Consider the following 15,952-nt stretch of genomic DNA (forward strand, 5'->3'; position numbering starts at 1 on the left):
CATACGACAATAAAAAACCAGTGACGTTGCCCTCACTGGTTTAGTTTTTTAGACCAAAGCCCTTTACTGCCAATGCTTCAGCTTACTGGTTTGACCAATACCCACATTAAAACTATTGGTTGGATCAAGCTTTTCATAATGCGTTCGTAGTGCAGGTTTTGCTACATATAAATGTCCGACATTATGCTCAGCTGGGTATTCCGCCCCACGAGCATCCAGTAAATGCCACATTTGGTGCTCCATCGCCAAAGGATCTACGCCTTTTTTCACAATATAGTCCTGATGGAACACATGACATAAAAAGTGACCATAATAGAGTTTATGAACAATCAGATCATCCATCTCTTTGGGTAAGGTTTCCACCCACTCGCGATCATTACGACGCAATGCGATATCCAGAGCCACAATATCTTCAACTTCTGAACGGTGCGTATCCCGATAGCGAATTGCTGCACCTGCAACGGCAAAGCGATGTAAAAATGCTTTACGTCCTTCTTCCTCTGTACAGTGGAAAAAATCACCTGAGGTTTTATCTTGAAAATAACATTTTAAAAAGCTTTCAACTTGCTCGACATCTTGATTTTCAATCCGAATAACCAAATGATGTTCATACAGATCACGAAAAACATTCATCCGTTTCGGTAAATGATTGGGCAAAAATTTGGTGATCAATTGCAGGACTTTATCTGACAGACCTTTCACACCAAATTTTTCTAAGTACGCATCGACCTTATCTTTCATTGCAAATGCGGCAGGTACTTTGGCTGTACCGAGTTTTTCAATGAACATGAAGGTGTCTTTACCGTACTCCGCCCCAATATCATAAGCCACACGGTGGATGTATTCCCCTGCAATCGGCAATCGCGGCAAATCTTTTAGTAAAAAACGGCGGATTTCAGTCAAATCATCATGTGAGTTTGTACCGACATAGAATACTTGACTTGGAATTTTTTCAAAGGTATCCAAACGTACGGCAAAAACACACACTTTACCTGCCGAACCCGATGCTTCATATAAACGAGACGGATCGGCATTAAAACGTGCCGGCGTATTTTCATCAACTTGTTTAACATCATGTCCATAACGATGGTCCGATGCGCAGCAACCTGAGTTATTGATAATATCGCCGATTTGATAATTTTTAGTTTCAAGCTTGCTTAGAATTTCTTCAGGTGTTTCTCCGAGATTTACCCCTAAATGATTCACCAACTCTAACTGACCTTCATCATTAACACGGGCATACAATGCCAGCTCAGTATAAGCAGGACCACGACGCACCAAAGCACCGCCTGAGTTATTACAGACGCCACCTAAAACTGAAGCTCCAATACACGATGAACCAATCACCGAATGCGGCTCCCGATTAAATGACACCAATTCTTTTTCAAGTCGATCTAGTGTTGCACCAGGTAGACAAATCACTTGCTGACCGTCATTAATAACCTGAATGCCAACCAAACGACGCGTGCTGATCAGAACTACAGGACGGTCATAGTCATCGCCAAAAGGCGTTGAACCACCGGTCAAACCTGTATTGGCTGCTTGCATAATCACAATACAATCTGCATCAACAGCGGCTTGCAGTACTTGCCACTGTTCCAGTAATGAACCTGGCGCAACAACAGCTAGTACTTTCCCTGCACCGTAACGACGACCTTGGCGGTATAAACGTGTGTCTTTATCGTCAGTTAAAACATGTTGTTTACCAACAATGGTGATGAGTTTTTGAATAGTTTGCGGTGCGTCTAAATTGGATTGCATTTTATATCCTGCCCATTAATTTTTTGAGCTTTTCAATAAAGCTAGATTATGAAATAACTCATTCATTTTTTAAGCGTATTAATCACGGTATTCGATGTCGTGTGGCGGCATGGATGTCGCCGTTGGGCGGGGGTACAGGACGTACCCCTCGCCCAACAAAAGATTTTTGTTACTTTTCATCTTTGAAAAGTAAGGTATCGCCTACGCAATTGAACTTAAATTTTTAATTCAAAATGAGGCAAAGGATGCTTCTTTATATTCATTCGCTTTTATTAGAGAGTTTTACTCAGCCAACTCTCGTTCTAACTTCACTAAACAGTCAGACGTAATATCAGCAATGGTTTTTGCACCTGTTAAGGTCATAGCAACACGCATTTCTTTATCAATCAATTCTAAAAGATTTGAAACACCTTCACCGCCTGCTGCACCTAAAGCATAAACAAAGGCACGACCAAGCATACACGTGTCTGCACCCAACGCCAGCATACGCACAACATCTAGACCATTACGAATACCCGAATCCGCGAGGATTTTAATATCACCTTTGACTGCATCTGCAATTGGTGGAAGTGCGCGTGCAGAAGATAAAACGCCATCGAGCTGACGACCACCATGGTTTGAAACCACAATCCCATCTGCACCGAAACGCACTGCATCTTTGGCATCTTCAGGATCCAAAATTCCTTTAATGACCATTGGGCCATCCCAAAACTCACGAATCCACTCAAGGTCTTTCCACGAAATAGACGGATCGAAGTTAGAACCTAACCAACCAATATAATCTTCTAGACCTGTAGGCTTACCTAAGTATTTGGAAATATTACCCAAGTCATGCGGACGTCCCATCATGCCAACATTCCACGCCCAGTGTGGGTGGAAACACGACTGCATATAACGACGCATTGCTGCATTCGGGCCACTCATACCCGAGTGGGCATCACGATAACGCGCTCCCGGAACAGGCATATCCACAGTAAACACCAAGGTTGAACATCCTGCCGCTTTAGCACGTTCCAAGGCATTTTTCATGAAACCACGGTCACGTAGTACATAGAGCTGGAACCACATTGGACGCTGAATCGCAGGTGCCACTTCTTCAATTGGACATACTGAAACAGTAGACAGTGTAAATGGAATACCCTTTTTATCTGCAGCGACCGCAGCTTGAACTTCGCCGCGGCGTGCATACATGCCTGTTAAACCCACAGGAGATAATGCAACAGGCATCGACAAAGTTTCATCAAACAGTTTGGTTTCTAAACTTAAAGCAGACATGTCGTTCAATACACGCTGGCGCAAAGCAATTTTTGACAAATCTTCTACATTACGCTTCAGGGTATATTCTGCATACGCACCACCATCGATGTAATGGAATAAAAATGGCGGTAAACGACGTCGTGCCGCTTCACGGTAGTCATTGGCAGAAGAAATAATCATGCTTATATCCTGTTTAATCGACTGGCGCGCTGACGACGAGCTTCTTCCTCATCAATCATTCGCACCTGTTGTACTACAAACTCAATGTGTCCACAGACTGCTTTACGTGCAGCTTCTGGATCACGACGTTCAATTGCATTCATGACTTGAAAGTGCTGATCATGCAATTGATCAAACCGGTGTGCTTCGCTATAGACTTTTCGACGTCCCAAAGCGACGTTGAACTGCAACAAATCGAACAGACCACGCATCATCTGAATCAAGACCAAATTATGAGAGGCTTCAGCAATCGCTAAATGAAATTTCGCATCTGCACGAGCCGCTTCGTCATCATTTCCCAAAGCCTGAAAATGGTTAATCTGGTCATAATGATGTCTGATGTTCACCAGATCTTCTTGGGTTGCGCGTTGTGCTGCATACCAAGTTGTTCCACCTTCTAAAATAATGCGCGCCTCTTGCACATCAAATCGATAGGCAGGATCCTCACTCATCAAATTACTAATCGGTTGTACGATTTGATAACTGGACCAAGTTGCTGGTAATTGTTTTAAAAAAGTCCCCGCCCCCACTTTGCTGACCAACATACCCATGCTGGTCAACTGCGAAATGGCCTCTCTTAAAGAAGAGCGAGAGACTTGAAGCTGTTCACACAGTTTTCTTTCAGCAGGCAGACGGTCTCCAACTTGCATATTGCTTTGTTCAATCAATACACGCAGGCTTTGTACAGCTTTATCGGAGACTTTCATCTGCTTTCCTTAACGTTGATACACAATTTGTGTTATGGAATCATCCATGGGAACACATAGGCTTGTAGAGTAATCATAATACCCATCATAATTGTGAACGTTATACTGTGTTTTAAGGTAAAACGGAATAAATCAGACTCTTTACCAACCAGTCCTACCGCCGCACACGCAATCGCAATCGATTGAGGTGAAATCATCTTACCGGTCACACCACCACTGGTATTTGCTGCCACCAGTAAAACTTCTGGCACACCAATTTGCTGAGCCGTAGTGGCTTGAAGTGCTGAAAACAGTGCATTGGCAGAAGTATCTGAACCCGTGAGGAATACACCCAACCAACCCAAGAAAGGCGAGAAGAACGTAAATGCTGAACCTGTATGTGCAAGGGCCAAAGCCAAGGTCGAAGACATACCCGAATAGTTTGCGATAAAAGCAAAAGACAACACCATACCAATTGAATAAATGGGAACTTTCAACTCATTCAGAGTTTCACCAAAAGTTACCACAGCATCTTTCGGTTTCATCTTCAAATAGGCAATGGTGATCAATGCTGCAATAAAGATCGCAGTTCCTGTCGCCGAGATCCAATCAAACTTGTAAATCGCGTCATAATCTTTAATTTCAGCAACCACTGGTGGCATTTTTTGAATCATTTGATGCAAAAATGGCACTTTGATTGAAATCACGAGATCATGCAATGCACCGTCTTTGGCAAATAAATCCTTAAACGGTTTCACACTCCAGATCGTCACCATCACAGTTAAAATCGCGAATGGAGACCATGCTTTTGCAATTTGTCCTACAGTGTATTTTTGCTGTTTTTGTGCAGCCACATCTTCACTCATCGTTGCATCTTGATCTGCAAAACGGAAAATGTGCTTTGGCTGCCAGTATTTAAACAAAATCGTTAAAGAAACCAAGGATGCAATTGCAGCCGTAATATCGGGTAATTCTGGACCGACAAAGTTAGAAGTTAGGTATTGTGCAATTGCAAAGCTACTTGCACCCACCACAACTGCAGGCCATGTTTCTTTAACACCGCGCCAGCCGTCCATAATTGCCATAATCCAGAACAACACGATTGGCACCATAAATGGTAGCTGACGGCCCACCATTTGGCTGATTTCCATCGTATCAACACCAGAGACTTGTCCAGCAACAATAATTGGAATACCCATTGCACCAAAAGCCACAGGTGCTGTGTTTACGATTAGACAGAGACCTGCTGCATATAACGGTTTAAAGCCTAAACCGACTAATAATGCTGCGGTAATCGCCACAGGAGCACCAAAGCCTGCAGCACCCTCTAAGAAAGTACCGAAAGCAAAACCCACCAACAGCATTTGTAAGCGCTGATCTTCAGTAATTGAGAGAATAGAAGAACGAATGATGTCAAACTGGCCTGTCTTCACTGAAATTTTATACAGGAATACCGCACCAATAATAATCCATGCAATCGGCCATAAACCGTAGAGGAAACCATAAGCCATCGATGCGAATGCCATCAGCACCGGCATCTTATAGGCAAATAAAGAGACAAGAAGTGCAAGTACAACAGTGATCGTACCTGCCACACTGCCTTTTAAACGAAATACCGCGAGCGCCAAAAAGAAGAATATAATCGGAATCAGTGCAATTAGACTTGAAATCCAAATATTCCCCATCGGGTCATACATTTGCTGCCATTGAAGCATTGTCATCTCCTTGAAATGCTTACTAAGATTTAATTTTGAGCATATTATTGGCACTTTTGCCAATATTGGACAGACCAATATAAGCAACCGTAAAGAGAAACAAACCAATAATGACTTATGCTTGGCTTATTTTGATTTAAAATGAAGTAAAACTTCAATTAAAAGTTAATATTGGTATGACCAATATTGACTACCTTCATAAACTAGATCATATTTCAATCAAATTAATATCATTGTTTTTACTGATATTTTTATGAAAATAATGCCAATTTTAGACTTTAGTCTAATAATATAAAAAATAATCACCGAACTTAAATCCAGCTTAATACTCAAAAAATGGAAAAATCACACAATATTGATCATACCAATTTAAAACCAAACCAACTTCCCCACTTTTCTGATTAATTTACAGCCTAAACATCTTCTAAAAAGACAAAAAGTGAGCACACAATATAGAAACCGATTTTCTCCAGAAATTTTTCAACAGTATCGATATGCACATGAGCTTTAATATTTTTAAAGCCCTATGATTTTTTAGAAAAACCATTTGGAAAAGTGCTACAATCGCGGACATATTTATTCTTTCAGGCCACCCATTCTCGGTGCCTATATTTATATCGTTAGGATTAACAATGACTGATAATGCAACTATCTTGCAGAATGTCCCAGTTGGCAAAAAAGTTGGTATTGCCTTCTCTGGTGGTCTAGATACTTCAGCTGCACTTTTGTGGATGAAACAAAAAGGCGCAGAACCTTATGCTTATACAGCAAACTTAGGTCAGCCTGATGAAGACGACTACGATGCGATTCCAAAAAAAGCGGAAGCGTATGGCGCAGTAAAAGCTCGCTTAGTTGACTGCCGTTTACAGCTTGCACTTGAAGGTATTGCTGCAATTCAATGTGGTGCGTTCCACATTTCAACTGGTGGTGTACCGTATTTCAACACGACGCCATTGGGTCGTGCAGTAACAGGGACTATGCTTGTTACCGCAATGAAAGAAGATGATGTAAACATCTGGGGCGATGGTTCAACATATAAAGGAAACGATATTGAACGTTTCTACCGTTATGGTTTGTTGACCAACCCTGCACTTAAAATCTATAAACCTTGGTTAGACCAAACGTTTATTGATGAATTAGGTGGCCGTGCTGAAATGTCGCAATTCTTGATCGACAACGGCTTTGACTACAAAATGTCAAAAGAAAAAGCGTATTCAACTGACTCAAACATGTTGGGTGCGACCCACGAAGCAAAAGATCTTGAATACCTCAATGCAGGGATCAAAATTGTTGACCCAATCATGGGTGTTGCATTCTGGAAAGACGACGTAGAAGTTAAAGCTGAAGAAGTATCGATTACTTTTGAAGAAGGCTTCCCTGTTGCAATCAATGGTCAACGTATCGAAGACCCTGTTGAGTTCATCCTTGAAGCCAACCGTATTGGTGGTCGTCATGGTCTAGGTATGTCTGACCAAATCGAAAACCGTATTATTGAAGCAAAATCTCGCGGTATTTATGAAGCACCAGGTATGGCACTTCTACATATTGCTTATGAGCGCTTGGTTACAGGTATTCATAACGAAGACACGATTGAACAATACCGTATTAACGGTCTACGTTTAGGTCGTTTACTTTACCAAGGTCGTTGGTTCGACTCTCAAGCATTAATGCTTCGTGAAACTGCACAGCGTTGGGTTGCGAAAGCCATCACAGGTACTGTGACTTTAGAGCTTCGTCGTGGTAATGACTACACCATCATGAACACAGAGTCTGAAAACCTCACTTATGAAGCTGAGCGTTTGACGATGGAGAAAGGCGATTCAATGTTTACGCCAATGGACCGTATTGGTCAGTTAACTATGCGTAACTTGGACATTACCGATACTCGTGCGAAACTTGGTATTTATACCAATACTGGTTTACTTGCAGTCGGTACTGGTTCTGCTGTTCCACAGTTAAAAGACAAAAACAAATAAGTTTGTTGAATGTCAAAAAACCGCTCATAAGAGCGGTTTTTTTATTCAGTGATTTATTCCGTACAAGTAGAAGTGGTTAAAGGCTGATAATAAATCTGATTACGTCCTAATTGCTTGGCACGGTATAAAGCCTGATCTGCGATCCCTAGCAACTCGACTTTGCTCAAATCGACCTCGCCTTTAAAGACTGTAATCCCTAAACTAATGGTGACAAATGGCGATACTTCAGACATTTCATGCGGAATTTCCAACCGCTCAATCGCTCGGTAAATATTCGAAGCAACCGCATAAGCGCCATGTGCATCGGTTTCTGGCAATAAAACTACGAATTCTTCGCCACCATAACGCGCCACAAAATCCATATGCCGAATCGCATTTTTAATAGACTTTGCAATCGATGAAATCACATCATCGCCCTTTTGGTGACCATAACAGTCGTTATATTTTTTGAAAAAATCAACATCAATAAACAAAATCGACAAGGGTGTTTCATCCTGACGTGATTGCTCATAATAAGTATCCATCATTTCGTCAAAATTACGCCGATTTGATATCTTCGTCAGCTCATCATTCTGACTCAAATGCAGCAATTCTGAAGTATGTATTCGATGTATTTTTTCACTAATTTTAGCGCGGCGAATATTTAAAAAAATGATGCGCTCGCGAGCATAAATCATACGACTAATGATATACCCCAGCAAACAGCTACCAAGCATCACACGCCCCATCACGATCGCATCAAACTTGACCAAAGTCGAGATCAGGACTAAAAATGAAACCCCAGCAGCCACTACGCCAGTGATAAAAATATATCCTGGTTTTACTCCAGTCAGCAAATACCCCAAGACATAAATCATGCAGATGATCATCATCGCTTGATGACGCAAAGCTTCAGTATGCACCGACATGGTCAACCAAGTCGTAGAGACCACAGCCCAAAACACAGCAAACATGGCTGCATAAGCAAAAAAAGGCTTCAGCTTGGTAAAATGTGAAAAAACATAAAGGAACAAAAGACAGACAGCACCATTCAGCAATCCCAGTAAGCAATGAATAAAATCTTGTTTAAAATGAGACTGTTCAATAATCCAGTAATCCCCCGGAATCGTGAAAATGGCAAAAATAAAATAAGCCAAAACACCAGACCAAAGAAAGTCATTAATATTACGACGCGCGCGCTCTAAGTTTAATCGCCAAAACTCTTGTTCTAATTTCTGAGGAAAAACCTGACCAATACGACGGTTATGTCGTGTAATCAGCTCTTCCATTTTTTCTTTATCGTACTGAAGTTTGGCGAGGTTGTATTTATATTCCATACCAGACCAGATTTAATTCTTGTGGTTGCTTAAAAATAACACAAATTTACAAAGATGAATCATAATAATCAGACAAGATGCCTTTATTTGTCATTACCATTTTTGGCGTATATGCATTATCATCTGTTTTATTTCTTTGACAGAAATCGCCTTGAATACGATTACGATTCTCCAGCCAGATGACTGGCACGCTCACCTTCGTGATGGTCTTGCATTACAACGTACGGTTCCCGATTTAGCCCAACAGTTTTCACGCGCTATTTGTATGCCAAATACCGTACCTCCCGTTAAAACGGTTGAGGAAGCGAATGCGTACCGAGAACGCATCATGGCGCACGTACCAGAAGGCAATGCCTTCGACCCACGTATGGTGTTGTATTTTACTGACACAACTTCGCCTGAAGAAGTCAAGAAAATTAAAAACTCTGAGTTTGTAAATGCGATTAAACTCTACCCTGCTGGCGCGACCACCAATTCAGACAATGGCGTAAGTGACATTCGTAAAGTCTATGCTGTCATTGAGCAACTTGAAGAACATCAGGTTCCATTACTTCTGCATGGCGAAGTTACACACAATCATGTCGATATTTTCGATCGTGAAAAACGTTTCTTAGACGAAGTTCTTTCTCCGCTGCTAAAACAATTTCCAAAACTGAAGTTGGTTTTAGAACACATTACGACCAGTGAAGCGGCCAACTTTGTTTTAGAACAAGACCGCAATGTGGCTGCAACCATTACTCCGCAGCATTTACTGTTTAACCGTAATGATATGTTGGTTGGTGGCATTAAACCGCACTTCTATTGCTTACCCATTTTAAAACGCCAAACGCATCAGCAAACTTTGCTCGAAGTTGCGACCAGTGCCAACCCTAAGTTTTTCTTAGGCACAGACAGTGCACCACACTCTAAAAATGCTAAAGAAAATGCATGTGGATGTGCAGGCTGCTACAGCGCACCAACGGCAATTGAACTTTATGCTCAAGCATTCGATCAAGTGGGTAAACTTGAACGCCTTGAAGGTTTTGCCAGCCACTTTGGTGCAGACTTCTACGGTCTACCGCGCAATACTTCAACAATTACACTGGTAAAAGAAGACCAAGTCATCCCTGAGAGTTTAGACTATTTGGATGGTGAACAAATTATTCCGCTGTATGCGGGTAAAACCATTCAATGGAGAAAAGTGTGACAAATGAAACATTGCCAATAATTGGTCAGCGTTTCCGTGGTTTTCTACCTGTTGTTGTCGATGTTGAAACAGCAGGTTTTAATGCACAGACCGATGCCTTATTGGAAATTGCCGCAATTCCGATTATTTATAATGAAGAAGGTCAATTTGTACCGGGTCCTGCACATCATGCGCATATCAACCCATTCGAAGGTGCAAATCTAGACCGTCGCTCATTAGACTTTATTGGTATTGATCCCTTTAACCCCATGCGCATGGCTATGGCTGAAGACGAAAAAACAGCATTAAAACGTATTTTTAAAGCCGTCAATGAAGTCCGTCGCCAACAGAACTGTACACATGCGGTCTTGGTCGGTCATAACGCCCACTTTGATTTAGGCTTTGTACAGGCAGCGATTGCACGTACAGGGACTAAAAATCAAAACCCATTTCACAGTTTCTCTGTATTTGACACCGTCACCTTAAGTGCTGTGATGTTTGGTCAAACCGTTCTTGCGAAGTCATGTATTCAAGCAGGGATTGAGTTCGATGGTAGAGAGGCCCACTCGGCTTTATACGACACTCAAAAGACCGCCGAACTGTTCTGTTATATTTTGAACAAACTCGCGCCGCACCTACTTGACACTCTGGTGGCGGATCAATAGGATACCGCCATCCTCGCAACGTCCCTATCGTCTAGAGGCCTAGGACATCGCCCTTTCACGGCGGTAACCGGGGTTCGAATCCCCGTAGGGACGCCATCTTATTCTATTTCTAGAAAACACCACTTTTCATTTAATCAGTTCTAATTGAACACCGATATTTCATTTCAATTTTAACCATGCGCTAGTTATACGATGCTTCGTGTTTTTCAAGGTTGATTGTTATGTTTAAGAAATTTTTAATCTTTTTATTGATTCTATCACCTTCTATTTTTTATCTATGGTTTGTCCAACAAGGAACCAACAACACCAAACAAGACCCTGTTGCAGAAGAAATACACCCAAGTGCTGAGAACAGCCCTTCTTATCCAACACCTGACCACTAAAAGTCGACTTTAAACATTTGTTTTTTAAATTAATACTGAGATTTCATTAGAAAATTTCAATTCACGTGATTTTTCATCTTATTAAAAACTAGAATATAACTTTAAGCCCATTGTTTGATTTTCTATGCAATCTGCAACGCCGCCTTCGCGGTCTTCAACTGATTCACCGTAAAATACCTCATTAAAACGTGCCATGAGCACACGCCACCTGATCATGTTATCGCTTGGTGGTGCCATTGGTACAGGCCTGTTCATGGGCTCAGGCGAAGTGATCTCTCAGGCAGGCCCTCTTGGTGCTGTGCTGGCTTATATTATTGGCGGGTTGATCGCATATATGGTCATGCTTTGCCTTGGAGAGCTTGCAGTACATTTGCCTGTTTCTGGTTCATTTGGTGCCTTTGCAACACTTTATATTGGCCCTGGCACAGGTTATATGGTGTCGTGGATGTACTGGCTCGGCTGGTCGGCAACACTCGGTACCGAATTTACCGCAGCAGCCATTTTGGTACAGGAATGGTTCCCACAAACGTCGATCTGGTTATGGACACTGATCTTTGCCAGTGGCGTCCTGATTTCAAACCTCAGTTCAACACGAGCCTTTGCAGAGTCTGAGTTTTGGCTCTCCATGATTAAAGTCGCAACTGTACTTATTCTCATTCTATTAGGCTTTGCCTGTATTTTCGGTATCATCCCTTTTCAGGGGTATGAATCTGCACCCTTATTTAACAACTTAACCGCACAGGGCTGGCTACCAAATGGCCTTATTCCTTTGTTTACCACCTTATTAATTGTGAATTTCGCTTTTAATGGCACAGAAATGATTGGCATTGCCGCAGGTGAAACTGAAAACCCAGAAAAAAATGTACCCAAAGCCATTCATGCCGCGGTTTGGCGCCTCATTATTTTCTTTGTTGGTACTATCATTGTCATCAGTTCGCTACTTAACTACACCAACACAGGTTTGCAAGTAGGTGGACATGGCGGCTTAAGCAGCAGTCCATTTGTGACTGTATTCACCCAAATGGGCATTCCCTATGCCGAAGACTTTATCCGTTTTGTGATTATCACGGCATTATTATCAACCGCGAACTCAGGCTTATATGCTGCATCAAGCATGATGTGGGCCCTGTCCTCACAAAACCAACTCCCCAAGCTTTTTGCTAAAGTAAGTAAATCTGGCGTGCCTTATATTGCCATTTGGGTCACCATGATTGGTGGCTTGCCGGGCTTACTCTCAGAGCAGTTTGGTGCAGATGTCATTTTTAAGAACTTGATGGGTGTCGCAGCATTTACCATGGTGATTGTCTGGATGAGTATTTGCTGGAGTCAGTTTAACTTTCGTCGCCAATGGTTAAAGCAAGGTCGGGCTTTATCGGAGCTGAAATTCCGTACCCCTTGGTATCCGTTGGTTCCGATCCTAGGCTTTATCTGCTGTACAGCAACAGGCTTAAGTATGGCGGCTGACCCTGAAATGCTTTCAGGTTTTATTGGCTGCTTACTCTTTATGGCGGCTTGCTATGCTAGTTACTATTGGCTCTATCATAATAAAAACTAAGTACCTTCAGCAAAGTGAGCTCAAGCTTATTTTTTGGGCTCACTTTTGCAGCAATAAAAAATTCATTCAATTTAATTACTTGTTTTGCCTAATGTTTGAACTTTCAACCATCACAGAGCAAAAACCCTTTTGACAAATAGGCCTTTAATCCTTAATATACGCATCACCTCGCAACGTCCCTATCGTCTAGAGGCCTAGGACATCGCCCTTTCACGGCGGTAACCGGGGTTCGAATCCCCGTAGGGACGCCATATCTTGATCTTATCCGATCAACACTTATTCATAATTATTATTATTTCATTGCAGATTTGCAGTTTTTCACTACAATAGCCCGCTTCATTCCTGAACTTATTAACGCTTATGCACTCATCTCCGAATGATGCTTCGCATCAGGGCAATTCTGCGCCTTTAAAACGCGCTATGAGTACTCGACATCTGGTTATGATTTCGCTTGGTGGCGCAATCGGGACTGGCCTATTTTTAGGATCGGGTGAAGTCATTGCACAAACGGGGCCTGTAGGTGCCATTATTTCTTATTTCCTCGGCGGGATCATTGCATATATGGTCATGCTGTGTTTAGGGGAACTTGCTGTTCATATGCCTGAGTCTGGCTCATTTGGCGCCTATGCCAAACGCTACATCGGACCAGGTACAGGTTATACCATCACATGGCTGTACTGGCTAACGTGGTCGGTCACGCTAGGAACCGAGTTTACAGCTGCTGCACTGCTCATGCAGGAGTGGTTTCCAGATAGTTCAATGTGGATGTGGACCTTAATATTTGGTGCTTTTGTATTTAGTTTAAATATGATCTCGACCAAATGGTTCGCAGAATCTGAGTTTTGGTTGGCTTTAGTCAAAGTTATCACCGTTGTTATTTTTATTTTATTGGGTCTACTCGCTATTTTTGGCGTGATTGGCTACAGAGGCTATGAAGCTGCGCCTTTATTTAGCAACTTAACGGCTCAGGGTTGGTTCCCAGAAGGCTTGTTCCCTATCTTTACCACCATGTTGATCGTGAACTTTGCATTTTCTGGTACAGAGCTGATTGGTGTTGCTGCGGGTGAAACCAAAGATCCTGCTAAGAATGTACCCAAAGCCATCAATACTGCGATTTTCCGCTTATTGATTTTCTTTGTGGGTACCATCTTGGTCGTGACTTCACTCCTTCCGCATCAAGAAGCAGGTTTAGCAGCTGAAGGCGTGAGTAGCAGTCCATTTGTAACCGTATTCCAACACATTGGCATTCCTTATGCTGAAGATATCATTCGTTTTGTGATTATCACTGCGTTGCTATCTGCTGCGAACTCAGGACTATTTGCCGCTTCGCGTATGATGTGGTCGTTATCTTACCAAAAGCAGTTACCAGCAGTCTTCTCAAAAATCAATGCACGTGGTGTCCCTTATGTGGCAGTCATCGTGACCATGATTGGGGGTATGCCAGGTTTACTGTCTGAACAGTTTGCACCTGAAGCCATTTTTACCAATTTACTGGGTATTGCAGCGTTTACCATGGTCGTCGTTTGGATGAGTATTTGCTTAAGCCAATTTAACTTCCGTCGCCAATGGTATAAACAAGGACGTAAAAAAGAAGAATTAGGTTTTGCAGCACCCCTGTTTCCTATTGTGCCAATCCTTGGCTTTATCTTCTGCTTTATCACCTGCGTCAGCATGGTGTTTGATCCAAGTATGCGTATTAGTTTCTTTGGTTGTTTATTGTTTATTGCAGTATGTTATGCCAGTTATTACACCTTTTATCACAAGAAAACTTAATCCGTATTGTTAAAAAGAGCGACTTCGGTCGCTCTTTTTTTATACTGTTTTGATCAAGTACATCATCGGTGCATGCACGATGAATATTGTATGGATTCATGGGATGAATCAGCAGCACAAGACTGCACGTACCCTGCTTAAACATTGGCTTGTGATCTTACAACAGGTACTGAGCGAACTTGGCCGCGCAGATGACCTTCCCTATCTTCAGCGGCACAGTCGGCTGGCCTTTTATGGAGATCTTCTAACACGTCAGCATTTAGAAAACACCCTCAATGCCAGCACCCTCATGCCACAACATTGGTCTCCTTTTTCTTTTTTACATCCTATTCACCTGACGCACACCGCTGCACCCAATATCGAACATCAAGCTGAAATTTCTAAAAACCCTCAGCTCACAATTTCAGATGAACTCTCATTCAATAATAAAATTAAATACATTAGCCTCCTCGGCAAAGATCTGGCCTTACGTGAGTTAGCTAGTTTAATCAACCACTTCCCAGAGCTGCATAGTAGCTTTATTCATCGTTTTTTGATGGAAGCGTATCTATATTTATCCAATCCACACTTCATCCACACCGTGCATACGCGTCTGCATGAGCACTTACACGGTACGAAACCCAATATTGTGATTGCCCACTCTCTAGGCAGCGTGATTGCCTATATTTATTTAATTCAACACCCCGAACTTAAGATTCAAGCACTAATTACCCTCGGTTCACCACTTGCCTTTCGCGTTATTCAGTGTCATTTGCAGCAACCTATTCAACGGCCTGCAGCTTTATATGGCGATTGGATCAATTTTTATTCAGATGCTGATTTTCTGAGTGCTTTTCCACTGAACCAAAAACCGTTTGCTTTTACACCCGCCATTATCAACAAGCAAATCACCACCGATCTTGCTCATCCTCATCTAATCGAAGGCTATTTACACCATCCCGAGTTCATCAACAACTTGCTAAGTTTGCTTAAAAAATCGGCTTAAATCATATGATTTTTAATCATTTTATCTAGATTGTTTTAAATTTATGCACTCAACACTTAAAACTGGAATTATTTAGAGAAAAGCGTTTGACACCCCTCTGTTTTCGACCTAATATACGCCCACCTCTGAAACGTCCCTATCGTCTAGAGGCCTAGGACATCGCCCTTTCACGGCGGTAACCGGGGTTCGAATCCCCGTAGGGACGCCAATTTCAGAAGTAAAGTTTTATTAAGTCCCTATCGTCTAGAGGCCTAGGACATCGCCCTTTCACGGCGGTAACCGGGGTTCGAATCCCCGTAGGGACGCCATTACTTAAGATCAAAAGTAATCGGTTTTAAAACATCACTTCTGTACTGTCCCTATCGTCTAGAGGCCTAGGACATCGCCCTTTCACGGCGGTAACCGGGGTTCGAATCCCCGTAGGGACGCCATATTTGAGATTGATTTTTTTCTATAGTCATCTCATAAAAAAGCCCAAGCATGATGACTTGGGCTT

General features: G+C 42.3%; 11 protein-coding genes and 5 tRNA genes. 11 read left to right on the forward strand and 5 right to left on the reverse strand.

Going from position 1 to position 15,952, the window contains the following annotated elements:
• Positions 1-63: 63 nt before the first annotated feature.
• The 4 genes from dld to lldP form a co-directional block, all read right to left on the reverse strand.
• Entirely contained in the window at positions 64-1,761 is a 1,698-nt protein-coding gene (gene dld / locus AC4CUZ_RS15520) for a D-lactate dehydrogenase (RefSeq protein WP_201950809.1), read from the reverse strand.
• 282 nt (positions 1,762-2,043) lie between these two features.
• Positions 2,044-3,198 carry an FMN-dependent L-lactate dehydrogenase LldD gene (gene lldD / locus AC4CUZ_RS15525; RefSeq protein ID WP_195728858.1) on the reverse strand — a complete coding sequence of 385 codons (1,155 nt, stop codon included), beginning with the start codon at positions 3,196-3,198 and terminating at the stop codon, positions 2,044-2,046.
• A gap of 2 nt (positions 3,199-3,200) precedes the next feature.
• On the reverse strand, positions 3,201-3,944 hold the full coding sequence (gene lldR / locus AC4CUZ_RS15530) for a transcriptional regulator LldR (RefSeq protein ID WP_004694009.1): 744 nt from the start codon (positions 3,942-3,944) through the stop codon (positions 3,201-3,203).
• Between the two features lie 32 nt (positions 3,945-3,976).
• A complete protein-coding gene (gene lldP, locus AC4CUZ_RS15535; RefSeq protein ID WP_171054209.1) occupies positions 3,977-5,644 on the reverse strand; it encodes an L-lactate permease in 1,668 nt (555 codons plus the stop codon).
• A 626-nt stretch (positions 5,645-6,270) separates the two neighbouring features.
• Between lldP and argG the strand changes: the two genes are divergently transcribed.
• Positions 6,271-7,614, forward strand: a complete 1,344-nt coding sequence (gene argG, locus AC4CUZ_RS15540) for an argininosuccinate synthase (protein WP_004694013.1) — start codon at positions 6,271-6,273, stop codon at positions 7,612-7,614.
• 53 nt (positions 7,615-7,667) lie between these two features.
• On the opposite strand, the gene AC4CUZ_RS15545 is transcribed toward argG, so the two are convergent.
• A complete protein-coding gene (locus AC4CUZ_RS15545) occupies positions 7,668-8,930 on the reverse strand; it encodes a GGDEF domain-containing protein (RefSeq protein ID WP_195728857.1) in 1,263 nt (420 codons plus the stop codon).
• 151 nt (positions 8,931-9,081) lie between these two features.
• Here AC4CUZ_RS15545 and pyrC point away from each other — a divergent pair, with 151 nt between their 5' ends.
• From pyrC to AC4CUZ_RS15595, 10 genes are all read left to right on the forward strand, one after another.
• A complete protein-coding gene (gene pyrC / locus AC4CUZ_RS15550; protein WP_010326368.1) occupies positions 9,082-10,116 on the forward strand; it encodes a dihydroorotase in 1,035 nt (344 codons plus the stop codon).
• Positions 10,101-10,760 carry a ribonuclease T gene (rnt, locus tag AC4CUZ_RS15555; RefSeq protein ID WP_005399764.1) on the forward strand — a complete coding sequence of 220 codons (660 nt, stop codon included), beginning with the start codon at positions 10,101-10,103 and terminating at the stop codon, positions 10,758-10,760. The genes pyrC and rnt overlap by 16 nt, the downstream gene beginning before the upstream one ends.
• Positions 10,761-10,780: 20 nt before the next feature.
• Positions 10,781-10,856 (forward strand) — tRNA-Glu (locus tag AC4CUZ_RS15560).
• A gap of 480 nt (positions 10,857-11,336) precedes the next feature.
• Positions 11,337-12,698 carry an amino acid permease gene (locus tag AC4CUZ_RS15565; protein ID WP_490747896.1) on the forward strand — a complete coding sequence of 454 codons (1,362 nt, stop codon included), beginning with the start codon at positions 11,337-11,339 and terminating at the stop codon, positions 12,696-12,698.
• Positions 12,699-12,873: 175 nt separating this feature from the next.
• Positions 12,874-12,949 (forward strand) — tRNA-Glu (locus tag AC4CUZ_RS15570).
• Positions 12,950-13,058: 109 nt separating this feature from the next.
• A complete protein-coding gene (locus AC4CUZ_RS15575) occupies positions 13,059-14,471 on the forward strand; it encodes an amino acid permease (protein ID WP_078388883.1) in 1,413 nt (470 codons plus the stop codon).
• Between the two features lie 79 nt (positions 14,472-14,550).
• Positions 14,551-15,456, forward strand: coding sequence for an alpha/beta fold hydrolase domain-containing protein (locus AC4CUZ_RS15580; RefSeq protein WP_125273035.1), 906 nt, complete (start codon positions 14,551-14,553; stop codon positions 15,454-15,456).
• 132 nt (positions 15,457-15,588) lie between these two features.
• Positions 15,589-15,664, forward strand: a tRNA-Glu gene (locus AC4CUZ_RS15585).
• 24 nt (positions 15,665-15,688) lie between these two features.
• Positions 15,689-15,764: transfer RNA gene (locus AC4CUZ_RS15590), tRNA-Glu, on the forward strand.
• Between the two features lie 47 nt (positions 15,765-15,811).
• A tRNA-Glu gene (locus AC4CUZ_RS15595) sits at positions 15,812-15,887 on the forward strand.
• The last annotated feature ends 65 nt before the right edge of the window (positions 15,888-15,952 follow it).

The organism is Acinetobacter sp. 789_lipA, assembly GCF_058242845.1.

Excerpts from the sequence above, each read along its gene's own strand:
- dld (WP_201950809.1), bottom strand. The coding sequence starts at position 1,761 with ATGCAATCCAATTTAGACGCACCGCAAACTATTCAAAAACTCATCACC.
- lldD (WP_195728858.1), bottom strand. The coding sequence starts at position 3,198 with ATGATTATTTCTTCTGCCAATGACTACCGTGAAGCGGCACGACGTCGT.
- lldR (WP_004694009.1), bottom strand. The coding sequence starts at position 3,944 with ATGAAAGTCTCCGATAAAGCTGTACAAAGCCTGCGTGTATTGATTGAA.
- lldP (WP_171054209.1), bottom strand. The coding sequence starts at position 5,644 with ATGACAATGCTTCAATGGCAGCAAATGTATGACCCGATGGGGAATATT.
- argG (WP_004694013.1), top strand. The coding sequence starts at position 6,271 with ATGACTGATAATGCAACTATCTTGCAGAATGTCCCAGTTGGCAAAAAA.
- AC4CUZ_RS15545 (WP_195728857.1), bottom strand. The coding sequence starts at position 8,930 with ATGGAATATAAATACAACCTCGCCAAACTTCAGTACGATAAAGAAAAA.
- rnt (WP_005399764.1), top strand. The coding sequence starts at position 10,101 with ATGGAGAAAAGTGTGACAAATGAAACATTGCCAATAATTGGTCAGCGT.
- AC4CUZ_RS15565 (WP_490747896.1), top strand. The coding sequence starts at position 11,337 with ATGAGCACACGCCACCTGATCATGTTATCGCTTGGTGGTGCCATTGGT.
- AC4CUZ_RS15575 (WP_078388883.1), top strand. The coding sequence starts at position 13,059 with ATGCACTCATCTCCGAATGATGCTTCGCATCAGGGCAATTCTGCGCCT.
- AC4CUZ_RS15580 (WP_125273035.1), top strand. The coding sequence starts at position 14,551 with ATGAATATTGTATGGATTCATGGGATGAATCAGCAGCACAAGACTGCA.